This window comes from Flavobacterium poyangense (assembly GCF_011751075.1).
In the GTDB taxonomy this organism is placed as follows: domain Bacteria; phylum Bacteroidota; class Bacteroidia; order Flavobacteriales; family Flavobacteriaceae; genus Flavobacterium; species Flavobacterium poyangense.
Genome location: NZ_JAALLN010000017.1, coordinates 67,455 through 84,414, shown reverse-complemented (window position 1 = coordinate 84,414; position 16,960 = coordinate 67,455). Strand labels below are relative to the sequence as shown.

Annotated in this window: 16 protein-coding genes; 4 read left to right on the top strand and 12 right to left on the bottom strand. The window is 34.4% G+C overall.

The features are described from left to right. From G3A47_RS19155 to G3A47_RS19145, 3 genes are all read right to left on the bottom strand, one after another. Positions 1-723: an adenine nucleotide alpha hydrolase family protein gene (locus G3A47_RS19155; RefSeq protein WP_166925317.1), complete on the bottom strand. Its 723-nt coding sequence runs from the start codon at positions 721-723 to the stop codon at positions 1-3. A 78-nt stretch (positions 724-801) separates the two neighbouring features. Next, entirely contained in the window at positions 802-2,205 is a 1,404-nt protein-coding gene (locus G3A47_RS19150; protein ID WP_166925315.1) for a sensor histidine kinase, read from the bottom strand. Between the two features lie 3 nt (positions 2,206-2,208). Next, positions 2,209-2,883 carry a response regulator transcription factor gene (locus tag G3A47_RS19145; protein ID WP_166925313.1) on the bottom strand — a complete coding sequence of 225 codons (675 nt, stop codon included), beginning with the start codon at positions 2,881-2,883 and terminating at the stop codon, positions 2,209-2,211. A 590-nt stretch (positions 2,884-3,473) separates the two neighbouring features. Here G3A47_RS19145 and G3A47_RS19140 point away from each other — a divergent pair. Next, entirely contained in the window at positions 3,474-4,052 is a 579-nt protein-coding gene (locus tag G3A47_RS19140) for a pentapeptide repeat-containing protein (protein ID WP_166925311.1), read from the top strand. A gap of 131 nt (positions 4,053-4,183) precedes the next feature. After that, positions 4,184-4,909 (top strand): DUF6090 family protein, encoded by a 726-nt coding sequence (locus G3A47_RS19135; protein WP_166925309.1) that lies wholly within the window; start codon positions 4,184-4,186, stop codon positions 4,907-4,909. Between the two features lie 300 nt (positions 4,910-5,209). Here the strand turns inward: G3A47_RS19135 and G3A47_RS19130 are convergent, their stop codons facing one another. The 5 genes from G3A47_RS19130 to glyA form a co-directional block, all read right to left on the bottom strand. Further along, positions 5,210-5,731 carry a hypothetical protein gene (locus G3A47_RS19130; protein ID WP_166925307.1) on the bottom strand — a complete coding sequence of 174 codons (522 nt, stop codon included), beginning with the start codon at positions 5,729-5,731 and terminating at the stop codon, positions 5,210-5,212. Positions 5,732-5,806: 75 nt separating this feature from the next. Then, on the bottom strand, positions 5,807-6,304 hold the full coding sequence (locus tag G3A47_RS19125; RefSeq protein ID WP_166925305.1) for a GNAT family N-acetyltransferase: 498 nt from the start codon (positions 6,302-6,304) through the stop codon (positions 5,807-5,809). A 20-nt stretch (positions 6,305-6,324) separates the two neighbouring features. After that, positions 6,325-7,365, bottom strand: coding sequence for a GMP reductase (locus tag G3A47_RS19120; protein ID WP_166925303.1), 1,041 nt, complete (start codon positions 7,363-7,365; stop codon positions 6,325-6,327). 160 nt (positions 7,366-7,525) lie between these two features. Beyond that, positions 7,526-8,119 carry a tRNA-(ms[2]io[6]A)-hydroxylase gene (gene miaE, locus G3A47_RS19115; RefSeq protein WP_166925301.1) on the bottom strand — a complete coding sequence of 198 codons (594 nt, stop codon included), beginning with the start codon at positions 8,117-8,119 and terminating at the stop codon, positions 7,526-7,528. Between the two features lie 142 nt (positions 8,120-8,261). Then, positions 8,262-9,536: a serine hydroxymethyltransferase gene (gene glyA / locus G3A47_RS19110; RefSeq protein ID WP_166925299.1), complete on the bottom strand. Its 1,275-nt coding sequence runs from the start codon at positions 9,534-9,536 to the stop codon at positions 8,262-8,264. 108 nt (positions 9,537-9,644) lie between these two features. On the opposite strand from glyA, the gene fahA reads away from it, so the two are divergent. Beyond that, on the top strand, positions 9,645-10,928 hold the full coding sequence (gene fahA / locus G3A47_RS19105; protein ID WP_166925297.1) for a fumarylacetoacetase: 1,284 nt from the start codon (positions 9,645-9,647) through the stop codon (positions 10,926-10,928). 274 nt (positions 10,929-11,202) lie between these two features. Here the strand turns inward: fahA and G3A47_RS19100 are convergent, their stop codons facing one another. From G3A47_RS19100 to G3A47_RS19085, 4 genes are all read right to left on the bottom strand, one after another. Further along, positions 11,203-12,363, bottom strand: coding sequence for an agmatine deiminase family protein (locus G3A47_RS19100; protein ID WP_166925295.1), 1,161 nt, complete (start codon positions 12,361-12,363; stop codon positions 11,203-11,205). Positions 12,364-12,419: 56 nt separating this feature from the next. Next, positions 12,420-13,247 carry an AraC family transcriptional regulator gene (locus tag G3A47_RS19095; protein WP_166925293.1) on the bottom strand — a complete coding sequence of 276 codons (828 nt, stop codon included), beginning with the start codon at positions 13,245-13,247 and terminating at the stop codon, positions 12,420-12,422. Between the two features lie 32 nt (positions 13,248-13,279). Then, the gene (locus G3A47_RS19090; RefSeq protein WP_166925291.1) at positions 13,280-13,975 is read right to left on the bottom strand and encodes a hypothetical protein; all 696 of its coding nucleotides are present in this window, start codon (positions 13,973-13,975) and stop codon (positions 13,280-13,282) included. Between the two features lie 211 nt (positions 13,976-14,186). Then, the gene (locus tag G3A47_RS19085) at positions 14,187-15,227 is read right to left on the bottom strand and encodes an agmatine deiminase family protein (protein ID WP_166925289.1); all 1,041 of its coding nucleotides are present in this window, start codon (positions 15,225-15,227) and stop codon (positions 14,187-14,189) included. A 186-nt stretch (positions 15,228-15,413) separates the two neighbouring features. Here G3A47_RS19085 and G3A47_RS19080 point away from each other — a divergent pair, with 186 nt between their 5' ends. Further along, positions 15,414-16,937 (top strand): choice-of-anchor I family protein, encoded by a 1,524-nt coding sequence (locus G3A47_RS19080; RefSeq protein WP_166925287.1) that lies wholly within the window; start codon positions 15,414-15,416, stop codon positions 16,935-16,937. Positions 16,938-16,960: the final 23 nt, after the last annotated feature.

Below are 16,960 nucleotides of genomic sequence, written 5' to 3'. Positions count from 1 at the left end.
TTAAACCAATTCTTCGTACAGCGATAGTACCGGAAGTCCCAGTTTATCATTCATGGTTTCTTTCTTCGTTTTTTTGAACTTGATTTTCTCGCCTTTACGGGTTTCAACCAGCAAATCAATGTCGTATTTCGAAATAGCTTCCGACAAATAAGGTCCGAATTGTTCGAAATTATCATCAAAATTGGCGGTTTGGCTTACAATTTCATACGAGAAATTTTGACTTAAAAACTGCTGAACATCCTTTACATGCATGTTTACATTGCTGTTTTCGATATAAAGTGCTTTATTGAAGTCTTCTCTGATTGCTTCCGTGCCTAAATGCAGAATAGGGCATTTTTGATTTCCGGCTAATTTTACTGAATATTGATGAATGCGCTTGGTTTCTTGTTTATAAGAAGGAGTCAGAATAACCAACTTCACATCAAAAGCATCAATAATACCTTTAAATATTGGCGATGAAAGTCCGTACTGGTTGTGTATTTTGATTTTGCAATTAGCAGTATGCTCTACAATATATCGACAGGTTTCCAGAACTTCTTCCTGACTTACTGTAAGGCCTGCTCTCATTTCACGTAAAAAATAAGATGACGAGAAAGAGTCCGGAGCATCTGCAACCATCATTAAAACAATTTCGCAATTGCTATTTTTCGCCTGATTAACAGCCGATTTTACAGCGCTTATGGTATCTTCTTTTAATGTGGTAGGGATAAGGAAATTTTTCATAAGTATAATTGTTTAGTTTTATACGTACAAAATAACTCCGCAGAAATTAGAAGGGTCTTAACTCAGGATTAGATTTCTCTAAGATTCAATATTAGATTTTTTAATATTGGCTTTTTTAGTATTATCTTTCTTAAAAACGATTGTCACAATGGTGCCTTTGTTCTGTTCCGATTGCACTTGTATTTCACCATCATGCATTCGGATAATCTTTGAAGCCAAAGGCAACCCCAATCCATAACCAATGTATTTGGCAGCAATTTTACCACGGAAGAACGGTTCATACAAATGTGGAATATCTTCCGGCGGTATTCCGATTCCGATATCATTTATAGCAATTTTAATCCATTCTTTATTCGCAGAAAGCGATACAAAGACCTCATTGTTGTCTGAATATTTCACACCATTGGTAATAATATTATTGATTGCCAATTCTAAAAGTGGCTTATTACAAGGGATCAACAATAAATTAGAATCTTTTGGCGCAAAGTTAAGTTTTACACTTACACGGTTATCCGGGTAGATTTTATCCAGATCCGATTTTACATCCAGCAATAACTCATCGATTCGGGCAATATCCAAAACCTGTTTTTTTCCATCATAACCCGTTTGCGTCAGTTTTAACAAACTCTCAGTCAGATTTCCTAGTCTTGATGCCTGAGAATAAATATTTTCCAATGACTGAATGTATTCCGGAACTTCTCTTTCTTTGAGAAGCATGATTTCAGACTCTGCAATAATCGTTGTAATTGGTGTTTTTAACTCATGAGAGGCGTTATTAATAAAGTTAGCCTGTATCTCAAAAGAGGTTTCCAAACGGTCCAGCATATCATTGAACGTCTCGGTTAGATCTGAAATTTCATCAGAGTTTTTAACTTCAGGCAATCGATTATGAAGATTAGAAGCACTTATTCGGTTTACTTCTTTAGTAATTCTTGCTACCGGATTTATAACACGTTTTGCCAAAAACCGACCTAAAAAGAAAGCCAGAAATATAAAGCCAATACCTCCGAAAAGCATGATTTTTACAATATAAATTGCAGTCGTTCTTCCTTTTCGGTCACGCGCTCCAACAATTACAATGTATTTTTGGTTATTTTCTGTAAAAACCTGTCCTAAATAGTACTTACTGTTAATTTCAAAATAATCTCTTCCAGTTTTTAATATATTGGTGTAAAAATCATTAGGCAAATTAAGATTAGTGTTGTAATCAAAACTATTGGCACTGTTTATTTTAAGAACGAATTCTTCTTCTTCGATAAGTTCTTCCAGTCCATTTTTTTTAAGATTACTGTAGTATTTTATTTTTTCAGGATCTCTTTGAAAATGTATTGACGCTACAATTTTAGCCCTGTCCTCTAATCGTTTTAAAAAATGATATCGATTGTTTTCCCGAAATAAAACAAAAACAACGATACACAATAGCAGCGTACTAAAAGAAGAGAGAGCTACATAGGTAACCGTAATTTTTTTTCTTATATCCATTTTTTATGGCTGTATGACATAACCCAAACCTTTCATGGTATGAATTAGTTTGGTTGCAAAAGGTTTATCTATTTTTTTTCTTAAATAATTGATGTAAACATCCACAACATTGGTGTTCATATCAAAATTAATGTCCCATACATTGTCTAATATTTGGTCACGGGATACAATTCTGCCATTATTCTTTGCCAGATAATAAAGCAATTTAAATTCTTTTGCCGTTAAAAGAATCGGTTCTCCATCTCTTTTTACTGTTTTGGCTCTTGCATTTATTTCTAAATCACTAATTGTTATGGTATCTATTTTGTCTGTATCCTGATTAGCTCTTCTGTTTAGCGCATTTACTCTTGCATCGAGTTCACCAAACTTAAAAGGTTTTACCAGATAATCATCTGCTCCTGCATTAAGACCGGTTACAATATTCTCGGAAGTTCCAAGAGCTGTTAAAAGCAAAATCGGTACAAAATTTTTGCTTGCCCGTAATCTTCTGCAAATCTCAATTCCGTTAACATCCGGCAGCATTACATCTAATACTACCACATCAAAAGTGTAATTATGAATCATCTCCAAAGCAGTTTTGCCGTCAAGCGCCACACTTACTTCGTTATTGTTTTCAGCAAATCCTTTTCGTAAAATCGATAAAAGGTTTGGTTCATCCTCGACTATTAGTAATTTCATCTTTAGAAAATGGTATATCGAACAAAAATAAGCATTGAATTTTACAAAAGTAGTACATCGGTAAAAAAATATGGGGAATAAAAAGAGGTTAACTCACAATTAACAAAATAACGGCTATTCTGATTCTTAATTTTTGAAATGAGTTCAAATCACCAAAATTAGGCTGCGAAAAAATATACAGTCGATAATCTCCAATCAAAAATATCTCATTGTTTTTTACAGGCTTTAGAATCAATAGAGAATCGTTCTTCTGAAAAAGCTCAAATACCGTTTTGGGAGGGCAAAATTCAGGATTATCGGAAACATTTTGAGCATTGAGCACAATTGGAACAAAAAACAGGGGCACCAGGATTGGAAAAATACATTTAAAAAGAATTATTTTTTAAAAATTCTACCATTTCTCAGTTCAATGTTTTTGAATAATGACAAATCCTATTGCAAACAGGCCCCTTATTTTCAATATTTTACACAACTATTCTTAATAATAAAATTTGATTTACAAAACCGGAACAGCAAAAATTTAGTTTAAAAACCAAAACTATATTGCTTAAATTATTATCTTTTCACTCTGAAAAACCCATAAAAAAGCATTGAAAAAAGAATCAGAATATTTCCTTGACAAAGAATACAATACGATTGTTTATGGCAAAGAAGATCTTAATTTTAAGGATTTTGAATGTTGTATTTTTAATAATTGTGACTTCTCTGCTTGTACCTTTCTGGCCGTTACCTTTATCGATTGTGTTTTTAATGACTGTGCTTTTAACAATGCAAAAATCAATTATGTTGCCTTTAGAACGGTCACTTTTAATCGTTGTGAAATAAAAGAAGTAAATTTTGCCATGTGCGACAAACTTATCTTCGAAGTTCATTTTAATGATTGTACTTTGGACTTTTCTAAATTTTATACCTTAAAAATAAAAGGAACTACATTTATCAATTGCAGTCTGATAGCCGTAGATTTTATGGCTGCGGATTTAACCAATGTTCATTTTGATAATTGTGATCTCTATCGCTCAGAGTTTGATAAGGCCATCGCCAACAAAGCCGATTTTAAAACCAGTTTCAACTACACGATTGATCCGTCTAAAACTAAGCTTAAAAAAGCTGTTTTTTCTTTAAACGAAGTAAAAGGTTTGTTGTTTAAGCATGATGTAATTGTGAGTTAGTTATTAGTTTAAGTACATCATTTCCTATTTGAATTATTACTTAATTTTTAAGAAATAAAATCAAAGTATATTCATATATTTTAACCAATTACTATATTTTTGCACATTACTTAACCAATTAACCAAAAGAAATGGCAGACCAGGAAATCATTAAACACACCAAAAAAGTACACCGAATTGTAACTAATAAGAAGCATAATTTAATAGAAAAAGTAAAAGAAATTGGTTTAGAAATTTTCATCATTGTTTTTGCCGTTTCACTATCGATCTGGTTGCACAGTTGGAGCGAACACCGACACGAACAGCAGGAAGTTAAAAAATTCCTAATCGGACTTAAATCCGATATTCAAAATGACATCAATAGCACTAAATCGTTAATAAAACAGTATGAAGAGTTTGGAAAAATATACGAAAGCTTAAATCAATTGGATAAAACCAAACCTTATAATGAAAAGCAATTCAAAAAAGAATTATCATATATCAACATTAATGCCTATCTAAGACCTAATATCTATCGTTTTAATGGCTTTGTATCTTCCGGAAGAATCGGAAATATAGAAAACGAAGCTCTTTCTCTGAATATTTTGAAATTCTACCAAGAGAGTCTCTCTGAAGTTAATTCGTCTGAAACGGGGTGGATCTCCATGCAAAAAAAACTACAATCCTATATGGAAGATAATCTAACCGATCCTGAAAACCTAGCTGATAATTGGAAATTACTGACCACACCAAAAGGACGAAAATTGACAAAAAATCTTGTTCCATGGAATCAGATTTATGAACGTTATAACAATTTAATCGTTTTAGGAGAAACAATTATTAAACAGATCAATACCGAGTATGATCTGAAAGAATAAGACCTTTCTTTTTATACAACTTATTTTAACCGCAAGGTTCGCAAAGATTAAAAAATAATAAAACTTTGCGAACCTTGCGGTTAAACAAATACAAAGCCTCATTGTTTAAGCACTTAACTTGAGTTAACAGCATAAAAAAAGCCAGCATAAACTACTGGCTGAATACTATATTTTCTTTAGGATTACCCTACAATAACATCTGTTTTCATGGCGTACAATTTTTAAGTTAATTGATTATACAATTTTACTCAATAATTACCTAACAGACAAACTATTAGTGTTAATTATTACTGTTAATTATTAAGCTACTCCCAAATCATCCCCTGATTTAAATTTTTTAGTTGTTATAACATCTTTAGAATAAAAATCCATAACAAAAATATTCGTAAAACCGGATAATGAGTGTTTAGCAATTACAGTAAGTCTTATGTAAGAAGACGTATCACTCCAGTTCGATTCTATATCTTCACTGGTTCTAACTCTCATGGCGTGTAAACTATTGGTGTCAGAATTTCTTTTACAGGGAATATAAGAGATAAAATTATCTTTTAAAGCAATATCTTTTCCCTGAATGTTCATGCCACCAACACCACCTACTTGTTTATAAAACGTCGGTTCAATTCTAATATCAAATATCTCTGAGTTCGTTTTATTTACAAATTTGAAAAAATAGTTCACTTCTCCCTCAAATACCACCTTACTTACATGCGGTGATATTTCAATCTTCACCCTTTTCCTTTTTAAAAAATATATTAAAAACAAGTAAGATGAAATTAAGCCCGTAAATACACTTATTACTATTCCTAAAAATATATCTGTCATTATTAGCACTTTGACAGAAAGTTAAAGAACTAATTCAACAATTAAAAGATCATCTTACCTATCTTTGATTTCAATTTACAATCGTTTTTCCATCACATAATCCTCCATCAAATAATCATTTCCGATTTCTATATCAACTTCATCAATGATTTTGAAACCTGTTTTCTCGTAAAAATGCAACGCTTTATTAAATCGGTTTACATTTAAAAACAGCGAGCTGGAATTATTCTCTACTGCTAATTTTCCAATACTTTCGATTACTGATTTTCCAATTCCTTTACCTTGTGTTTCCGGCAAAAGATATATTTTATGAATTTTTGTAATCGCTTCTTTTTTATAATTGTGTTCAATTCCTATAAATCCTAAAACTGAATTCTCATCAGAAATCAAATAAAACAACTGCTCTCTTTTATCCAACTGAGCGATTAAAGCTTCATCTGAATAAAATAAATCCAACATATAGTTTAATTGCTCTTCAGACAAAATTTCCCCATAGGTTATAGGCCATGTTTTATAGGTTATATCCTGAATTATTTTAATATCATTTCTGTCCGCTTCTGAAATTGTAATCATACTAAGTTTAATGTTTTTAATTAATTCGTAAAAATTTGATTTTCCTGTTCGCTTACTCTAATAAAAGTAGTTCGTTTGGTAAGCTCTTTTAATCTTGAAGCGCCAACGTAAGTACAAGTACTCCTTAGCCCTCCTAAGATATCCAAAATTGTATTTATAACTTTCCCCCTAAAAGGAACCTGAACTGTTTTCCCTTCACTTGCTCTGTATTCAGCAACACCACCTACGTATTTGTCCATCGCCGTTTTAGAACTCATACCGTAAAATTGCCTGAATTCCTTACCATTAATTTCTACAAGTTCTCCACCACTTTCCGTATGTCCGGCAAGCATACCTCCCAACATTACAAAATCTGAACCTGCTCCAAAAGCTTTAGCAACATCACCCGGTATTTTGCATCCACCATCACTAATGATGTGTCCGCCCAAACCATGGGCAGCATCGGCACATTCTATAATAGCCGAAAGCTGCGGATATCCGACTCCTGTTTTTACACGGGTGGTACAAACGGATCCTGCACCGATTCCTACTTTAACAATGTCTGCTCCGGCCAATAATAATTCTTCTACCATCTCCCCCGTCACGACATTACCTGCTATAACCACTTTGTCCGGATATTCGCTACGGATTTGTTTTAAAAACTGAACAAAATGCTCCGAATACCCATTAGCAACATCAATACAAATAAAGCGCAGCAATGGATTTGCAGTTATAATTTCCTTAATTTTTAAAGAATCTTCTTTTCCGGTTCCTGTACTTACCGCAATGTAATTGTAAAAATCGGGACTAACTTTCTCCAGAAAACTATTCCATTCCTCAAGAGAGTAATGTTTATGAATCGCCGTGAATATTTTCTCTTTAGCCAAAACTTCAGCCATTTCAAAAGTTCCCACAGTATCCATATTAGCAGCCATAATCGGAATTCCCGTCCAAGTACTGCTGCTATGCAAAAATTTAAAATTTCGCTCTAAAGAGACTTCGGATCTGCTTTTTAACGTTGATCTCTTGGGCCTGATCATCACATCTTTAAACCCCAACTTCAAATCTGTTTCTATTCTCATGGTTGCAAATTTCTGTTACACTCAAATGTAAGGAATTTTAGATTGTAGATTGTGGATTTTAGATTGTAGATTTCACATCTCACATCTCACATCTCACATCCCACATCCCATAACTCATAACTCATAACTCATAACTCATAACTCACATCTCACAAAAGAACTACCCATGAATCGTCTCTCCTTTTCCGTAATTCGAAATAATCGATTCTTCGTAGGCCAGCCATTCTCTCCAACGTTTTTCAACATCGATTCCAACACCATATTTTCGGGCATAGGTGATAAATGTAGTGTAATGTCCTGCTTCGCTTTCCATCAGTTCTCTGTAAAAAACAGCCAGTTCTTCGTCTTGAATATTTTCAGATAAAACTTTAAAGCGTTCACAGCTTCTGGCTTCAATCATTGCAGAAAACAACAATCGCTCTACCAGACCGGAAACTCTGCTTCCGTCACCGCTTTTCTTCATATACAAATACAATTCATTTACATATTCGTCTTTGCGCTCACGTCCTAGTTTTAATCCTCTTTTGATGATGATATTATGCACCTGCTCGAAGTGATCAATCTCTTCTTTAGCCAAAGCCAATAAATCTTGTACCAAATCCTGATGTTCTGAATTATTTGTTATAATCGTTATCGCGTTTGTAGCAGCTTTTTGTTCACACCAGGCATGATCGGTCAGAATTTCCTCGATATTTTTCTCTACAATATTAACCCATCTTGGGTCAGTTGGCAGTTGTAATCTTAATACACCCATGTCTCTATTTTTGTTTCAGGTTTTCTTTTGTTTCATGTTTCGAGTTTCTTTTTAGTAAAAACTAAAAAAAGTTTAAAGCTTTGTGCTGTTTTAAATCAACACAAAACTTTAAACTTGAAACTTTAAACTTGAAATGTTTTTCTTAGTAAACGAAAATTGGTCTTTCGCTCATCATTTCATTTACTTCATTTGCAACCTCCTCGATTACTGCTTCATTAGTATGATCAACAAGTACTCTATCGATTAAAGCCACAATAGTTTCCATATCTTCTTCAACTAAACCACGAGTTGTGATTGCAGCTGTTCCAACACGAATTCCTGACGTTACAAATGGTGATTTGTCATCAAAAGGAACCATGTTTTTATTTACTGTAATTTCTGCTTTTACTAATGCATTTTCAGCTTCTTTTCCTGAAATACCTTTGTTTCTTAAGTCAATTAACATCATGTGGTTATCAGTTCCGCCAGAAATAATGTTGTATCCTCTTTTTACAAAAGCGTCAGCCATAGCATTTGCATTTTTTTGCAATTGCATAGCGTAAGTAAAGAATTCATCTTTTAAAGCTTCTCCAAAAGCAACTGCTTTAGCCGCAATAATATGCATTAACGGTCCTCCTTGATTTCCAGGGAAAACTGCTAAATCTAATAAAGCAGACATCATTCTGATTTCTCCTTTTGGTGTTTTTAAACCTTGTGGGTTTTCAAAATCTTTCCCCATCAAAATCAAACCTCCACGAGGTCCGCGTAATGTTTTATGAGTTGTGGTAGAAACAATATGACAATGTGGAATTGGATCGTTTAATAATCCTTTTGCAATAAGACCTGCAGGGTGAGAAATATCAGCAAATAAGATTGCTCCTACGCTATCCGCAATTTGTCTGAAACGTGCAAAATCCATATCACGAGAATAAGCCGAAGCTCCTGCAATGATTAATTTTGGTTGCTCCTTAGTTGCAATTTCCTGAATTTTATCGTAGTCTAAACGGCCAGTTTCAGCGTCTACACCATAAAAAACCGGACGGTATAAACGTCCTGAAAAGTTTACCGGTGAACCATGAGTCAAGTGACCTCCATGAGACAAATCGAAACCTAAAATCGTGTCACCAGGATTCAAACATGCATGGTAAACTGCTGTATTTGCCTGAGAACCTGAGTGAGGTTGTACGTTTGCATATTCAGCACCAAATAATTCTTTGGCTCTGTCAATAGCAATTTGCTCGATTACGTCAACTACTTCGCATCCTCCGTAGTATCTTTTGCCTGGGTACCCCTCGGCATATTTATTAGTTAAAACAGACCCTGCTGCTTCAATTACTTCATCACTTACAAAATTCTCTGAAGCGATAAGTTCTAATCCGTGAATTTGTCTGTCCTGTTCCTCTAGTATAAGGTTAAAAATTTGTTCGTCGCGTTGCATTTTTTTGATTTTCGTTAATTTGATGCAAAAATACAAAAAAACGTTTGCCATACAGTTAGATTATGATATATTTGACAAGTAATTTTTCAACAAATAATTAACATTCACATGCCGATAACCGCCAACGATACCAAAAGAAAATCATGGTTAGAAGTGCCTGAAAATAGCGACTTCCCTATTCAGAATATTCCTTTCGGTGTATTTCTTACCAAAGAAAATGTCGTTACAGTAGGAACCAGAATTGGCGATTACGCTATAGATCTAGGGGCTTTACAACAATTAAACTATTTCGCCGGAATAGATTTAACCGATGATATGTTTATGCAGGACACGCTTAATGATTTTATTTCTGACGGAAAAAAAACATGGCGCTTGGTCCGCAATCGCATCGCAGATATTTTTGATGCCACCAACCCACAACTTAGAGATTCAACAAAAGACCGTGATGTCGTTATTTTCAAGATCGATGATGTCGAAATGCAATTACCGGTTTTAATAGGCGATTATACTGATTTTTATTCCAGTAAAGAACATGCTACAAACGTAGGTAAAATGTTCCGCGATCCCGAAAATGCTTTATTACCAAACTGGTTACACATTCCGGTTGGCTATCATGGAAGAAGCTCTACAATTGTTCCGTCCGGAATCCCGGTACACAGACCAATGGGGCAAACATTGCCTAATGGAGAAAAAACACCTGTTTTTGGCGCTTCCCGATTAGTAGATTTTGAATTAGAAACTGCTTTTATTACTACAGACGTAAACATAATGGGAGAAAACATCCCAACATACGAAGCTGAAGATTATATTTTCGGAATGGTTTTGCTAAACGACTGGAGTGCTCGTGATATTCAGAAATGGGAATATGTACCACTTGGACCTTTCTTAGCAAAAAACTTTGCGACTTCTATCTCGCCTTGGATCGTAACCATGGATGCTTTAGAGCCTTTTAGAACAAAAGGGCCTAAGCAAGATCCGGCTCCGCTTCCTTATTTACAGACTAAAGGAAAAAGAGCTTTTGATATTCATTTAGAAGTTTCCATTCAACCTTTAAATCAGGAAGAAACTGTCGTTTCTAAGTCTAATTTTAAATATTTATACTGGTCTATGTGTCAGCAATTAGCACACCATACCTCAAACGGATGTCGTGTTAATTCTGGTGATATGATGGGCTCAGGAACTATTTCAGGACCAACACCGGACAGCTTTGGTTCGATGTTAGAACTTACCTGGGGAGGAAAAAATCCATTAAAATTAAACGACGGAAGCGTACGTAAATTTATCGAAGATAATGATACGGTAATCATCAGAGGTTTCTGCGAAACTAATGAAGTTCGTATTGGTTTTGGCGAAGTAGCCAGCCAATTATTGCCTCCTTTTGTGAGACAATGAAGAGCAGATGAATTACATGAATAATATAAAAAAACTTGTTAGCTTAAAACTAACAAGTTTTTTTTTATTTTTGAGCTCCTTTATGGTTAAAAGCTTAAACGCAAAAAAATCTTTTTCACGCAGATTAAGCGGATTTATTTAGATTATTTTTATCGAAATAACAAAACAAAAATATCGGCTAAATCTGCGTGCAAAAGACTTTCCGTCTTTATATTTAAACTATCACGCGAAGTCGCTAAAGCGCAAAGTTTTTCTTTTTTTTAACTAATTGCTTTTATTTCTTAGGTTGCTGTTGCGTCACACAATGTACCATTCCGCCGTTTGCGTATAAGTTTCTTACATCAATCCCGATCACTTTTCTTCCCGGATATAGACCTGCAATGATTTTATTTGCCACACTATCGTTTGGATCATTATAATTAGGTACCAAAACCTTACCGTTTGCTACATAAAAATTAATATAACATCCTTTGTAACCTAAAGCTTTACCAGTTTTTGTTATTACATTACGTTGTGTCAATGGCAAAATAACTTTAGTATACACCTCATTTTTAGCATTCGAAGCTTCATTTAAAATATCAATATCCGAATCTTTAACACCCCACTCTGCCAAATCAGAATCACTCATTGTGATCAGTTTGTTGCCTGCTGCAAATTTTGCTATACCGTCTATGTGCATATCGGTCACGTCGTCTTCACTAAAACCACCTTCAAGCCAGATAAACTTTGTAGCGCCAAGATACTTTGTAAAATTCGACTCGGCTTGTGCCTGACTCATTCCTTTATTTCTAACAGAGTAGTTACTGGATTTTTGACTAAGTATAGCACTTTTAGTAGCCATCAGCACACCATGCCCGTCTAATTCTACTGAACCGCCTTCGTTTGTCATGATTGAATTTAAATTCAAAACAGTCACTCCTGTAGCAGCTCCAATAGCACTAGGTATTGCATCACAATTAGCAGAATCGTATTTACCACCCCAACCGTTAAATCCCCAATCTTCGATCAATAGATTTCCTTTGGCGTCTCTCACATATATTGGTCCGTTATCTCTCACCCAAACATCATCTGTACGGTGAATTTTGAAATCCACATTGACTAATGAAACACCTGCCTTATTCAGCAAATTAGTAATTCTGTTTTTTTCTGTAGCGTCATAAGCTACTATATGCACCTTTTCTGTTTCTTGCAATGCATTTGTCATGGCTACCCAGGTTTCATCCAGATCGTTTCTGTATGTCATACCATGTTGGTATTGGTGTGGCCATTGCAACCAGGTACCTTCATGCGGTTCTGATTCGTCCGGCATTTTGTACATTATTTGTGAGGGATCCGGTTTAGCTATTGCCTCTGCCACACTTTCTTCGCCAGCACAAGAATTTAAAACTGGTGCAGCAATCGAGGTGATTAAAATTAAAATTTGAAATTTGATCATGATATATACTTTTTTAGATACGCAAAACTAAAACATGTCTGAGTACCAGGATTGTCTTATTTTGACAACTTACGTTTTACAGGAACATATATCGCTGTTATCAATTGGTTTATAGATTTTTCATCATCAATATAATGCTCTATAATTGAGGAAGTCCCCAACTCATAGTCACTCTCATAAAGCCATCGATAATATATCTTTCGGTAGGTTTCTTCAATTTTGTCATAATCTCCAAGATGGATATACTTGGCATACCAACCTCCAAAAATAGCTTTTGAAAGATATAACTTTGCATTAACGCAAGCATCAACACTGGCCTCGTATCTGGATTTTTCCTTATCTGAGATGATAGGCTGATCTACAATTACACCAAAACAATTGTATGCTGAGATTGTTTTATTCTCTTCTGTAATAGTATCCCAAAGCTCGTTTATTGCTACATTATTATAATTATTAGTAATAAGTGTCTTAGCATAAACTTCTATTCTCTCTTTGTACTCGTATTCAAAATCAATAAAGAAGAGCTTGTTTTCTTTAACCTTAATATATTCCTCAAATAAAGCTTTCTTATTCTGTCTGGCCTGCAAAGGAGTAATTAGAAATTTATTTTTAAAAGCTTTAGCAAAAGACTGATTGTTGCTATACCCAACATCATAAGCAATATCTGTAATAGAATGATCAGTGTAAACCAATTGTTTATAAGCATTTTCCAGCTTTAACCGGGTGCAGAAATTACCAATCGTTTCCAGAAGTATCGCGCTAAAAATGCGCTGTATGTTTCGATAAGAATAATTCGAAACTGCTTCTAACTCTTCAGGATCGATTTGTCGATGATAATTGTCTTCTAAAAAAGTTAAAATCTTTTGTATGTTTTCTATTTTCATCGATTATGGGCATTTGCTGCAAATAAACACTATCAATTTTTCAAATCCTCAAACTCTAAATAAAGCTGCTTTAACAAATCAACTTTGAGTTTCCTGCCGTTAAAATTAACGTCAATAGTGTTTCCGCTAACACCAACAGGCGCGTTAACATTTTCATCAAAGCTCAAAATTTTATAGGTATCTAACCTCTCTCCTGTTTTTATTTGCAAAATTTGATCAAAATCAGGAGCTTTTGAAATACTATGAACGGCAAATTGTTCTGTTTTATTTCCAAACAAAATAAAATCTGACGATTTTGGCTTAATTGCATTCGGATCAAACTTTTTAAAATAAATAACTTCCTTAATTTTTACCGTATTCGTTTCTGCAATTTTAATTCCTCCGCGTTCAAAATGTCCACGGTAGATACTTGCTTTAAATATGCGTGGATTTGCAATCATATCCGGCAAAACAAAAACCTCCGGTTCAATCGTATAGGTAGCATGTTCCGGATGTCGCAACTGGTCATTTATAAACTGCTGCTTTGTCCTTTCATCAAAAACCAATTCTAAAATAATCTGATAATTGTGTGGAGACCGAAACATTGGTAAATGGTAAGCATAAATTTTATCTCTTCCGAAGAGAGTCATACCATGTACTGAAGGTTCATCTTGCATCTTATGATCGTGTTGTTGCGAAAAAACACTACAAGATATAAGAATAACGAAAAGAAGTAATACATTTTTCATCTTTCAATAGGTTTAGATTGGGAACTTATTTACACTTCAAAGTTAAAAACAAATCTATTATCAATATCATTTTTTAGAAGGCAAACTATCACAGATTCAATAAATAAACATTAATTTGAATAAGGAAAAGCAAAAAAAATATCCGTACACAGTCTGTACGGATATTTTTATCAAATGTCAACTCGTAACATTCTATTTCAAAAAGACTTATTTAAGCCGGAATCTGCTGACTTAAACAGTGCAATGTTCCAAATCCCCAAATAAAATCAATACAACTAATACCGATCACCTCACGATCAGGAAAACATTCCGAAAGAATATTCAAAGCCACACGATCATTACTATCATTAAAAGTCGGAACCAAAACACAATTGTTTAAAATCAAGAAGTTAGCATAACTCGCCGGTAATCTTAAATCTTCAAAATCAATACGTTTTGGCATTGGCAACGCTACAATTACCGGAGACTTTCCGTTTTCTAACTTTGCATTTTGCAAACGTTTCAAATTATCCTGTAACGGTTTGTAATTTGAATCGTTTTTATCTGTTTCAACAATGGTAACAATAGTATCTTCGTTTACAAATCGACATAAATCATCTATATGCCCATGCGTATCATCTCCTTCAATTCCGTCTCCTAACCAGATTACATTGGTAACTCCCAGATATTCTTTAAAAACAGCCTCGTAATCTTCTTTGGTAAAACCTGCATTTCTAACCTGAACAGTAGGATGCATCAAACATTCCTCAGAAGTCAGTAAGGTTCCTTTACCGTTTACATCAATCGCTCCACCTTCTACAATTACCGGTTTTCCTTTGTACATTACCTGTGTTAAAGGAACATCAATACAATCGGCTACTTTTCCGGGAACAAATTTATCTAACTGATAGTTCTTGTATTTTGCCCATCCATTAAAATTAAAATTCAAGGCTTCTCTTTTTGAGCCATTTTTTACGATAATTGGGCCCGAATCACGCATCCAGCTTCTGTTGGTTTTATGAACCATAAAAGTCACATTGGCTTTATTTACTCTAGCGCTTTCCAGCATTCCGGATACTTTTTCTTTTAGTTTTTCATCTGCCACAACCAGAAAAACGGTTTCAAAAGTGGCTACTTTTTTTATAAATTCTACAAAAGCCCATTGAATAGCTTCGTATTTCCCTGGCCAATCATTGCCATTATGTGGAAAACACAATACAATTCCTTGTTGTTTTTCCCATTCTGCAGGGAATCTTCTATTATTTGCTGACATAAAGTATTTCTAAATTTGAAAGAGTACAAAGATAATGATTCGTAAGGATTATAAAACAACTGAGCGAAAATCAAATCAAAATCAGTCAAAAACAAATCCTAAAATTAAGTTAAAGATTAAATAATACAGTCTTAATACAAAGCCAGGTTCTGCTATTTACATTTGAAAAAACTAAAAACAAATACAATGAAAAAATTAAGTATCTCTTTATTAACCGCTTTGTTTCTAATGGCAAGCTGTAATAATGACGAAAACTCAAACAATGAAAAAACAGAAGCTGTTGTAAATGAAAACCCTGCCTCTTTTAAAGAAATCGGAAGCATAACGATAGGCGGAGAAGGTGCTGCAGAAATTTCGGCTTATGATGAAAAAACAAAAAGACTTTTTACTGTTAACAATAGCGGAACGAATCAGATTGATGTAATTGATTTATCTGACCCTACAAAACCAACCAAAATTGGAAAAATTGATTTAACTCCTTACGAAGGTGCTTCTAACAGCGTTGCTATTTACGATGGAAAACTGGCTGTTGCACTAGAATCTACAGCTAATAAACAAGGAAATGGAAAAGTAGTTGTTTTTAATACTACAGATTACAGTCTGATCAAACAAGTTACTGTTGGAGCTTTACCCGATATGATTACTTTTTCGCCGGACGGAAAATATATCATGACAGCCAACGAAGGGGAACCAAATGCAGATTATTCTCAAGATCCAAACGGAACGATTTCGATTATAGAAGTAACCAACAATTATGCTGTTGCCACCTTAGATTTTACTTCTTTTAGCAGTCAGGCAGCGGCTTTGAAAAAAGACGGTTTCAGAATTTCAAGCTTTGCCAAATCTTTCGCGCAAGATGTTGAACCTGAATATGTAACTATTTCTGATGATTCTAAAACGGCATGGGTAACACTTCAGGAAAACAATGGTGTTGCAAAAGTAGATTTGGTTTCCAAAACCATTACCGCTATTTTTCCTTTAGGTTTAAAAAATTACAATACTACCGAAAATGCAATTGACGTTAGTGATAAAGATGATAAAATCGCTTTTAACCCATGGAAAGTTAAAGGGCTATTTATGCCGGACGCTATCAGCCATTTTTCTGCCAACAACGTTCCTTATTTTGTTACTGCCAATGAAGGTGACGCCAGAGAATATGCTGCATACAATGATATAAAAAGAATGAAAGACATGAAACTGGACCCAACTGTTTTTCCTGATGCTGCTACTTTAAAATTGGACACCAATCTGGGAAGACTTAATCTTGTAGCCGATATGGGAGATACTGACGGTGATGGCGATTTGGACGAAATGGTTAGTTTCGGTGCTCGTTCTTTCTCGATCTGGAATGGTAATACCGGTAAAATAGTTTACGACAGTAAAAATGATGTTGACAAAAAGACCAATGAATTAGGCACTTATGACGACAAACGTAGTGATGATAAAGGCTCAGAACCGGAAGCTGTGGTAGTTGCTAAAATAGGTACTCAAAATATACTGTTTGTAGGCTTGGAAAGATCCGATGCTTTTATGACATATGATGTAACCAATCCGGCTTCGCCACAATATCTACAAACTGTAAAAACAGGCGATGCTCCTGAAGGAATCCTATTTATTCCGGCAGCAAAAAGTCCGACAAAAAGAAGTTTAGTTGTAGTGAGCAGTGAAGGTGACGGAACTATCAAAATTTTCCAACCAAATTTGAAGTAAATCTTAGGTTTCACTATAAATTA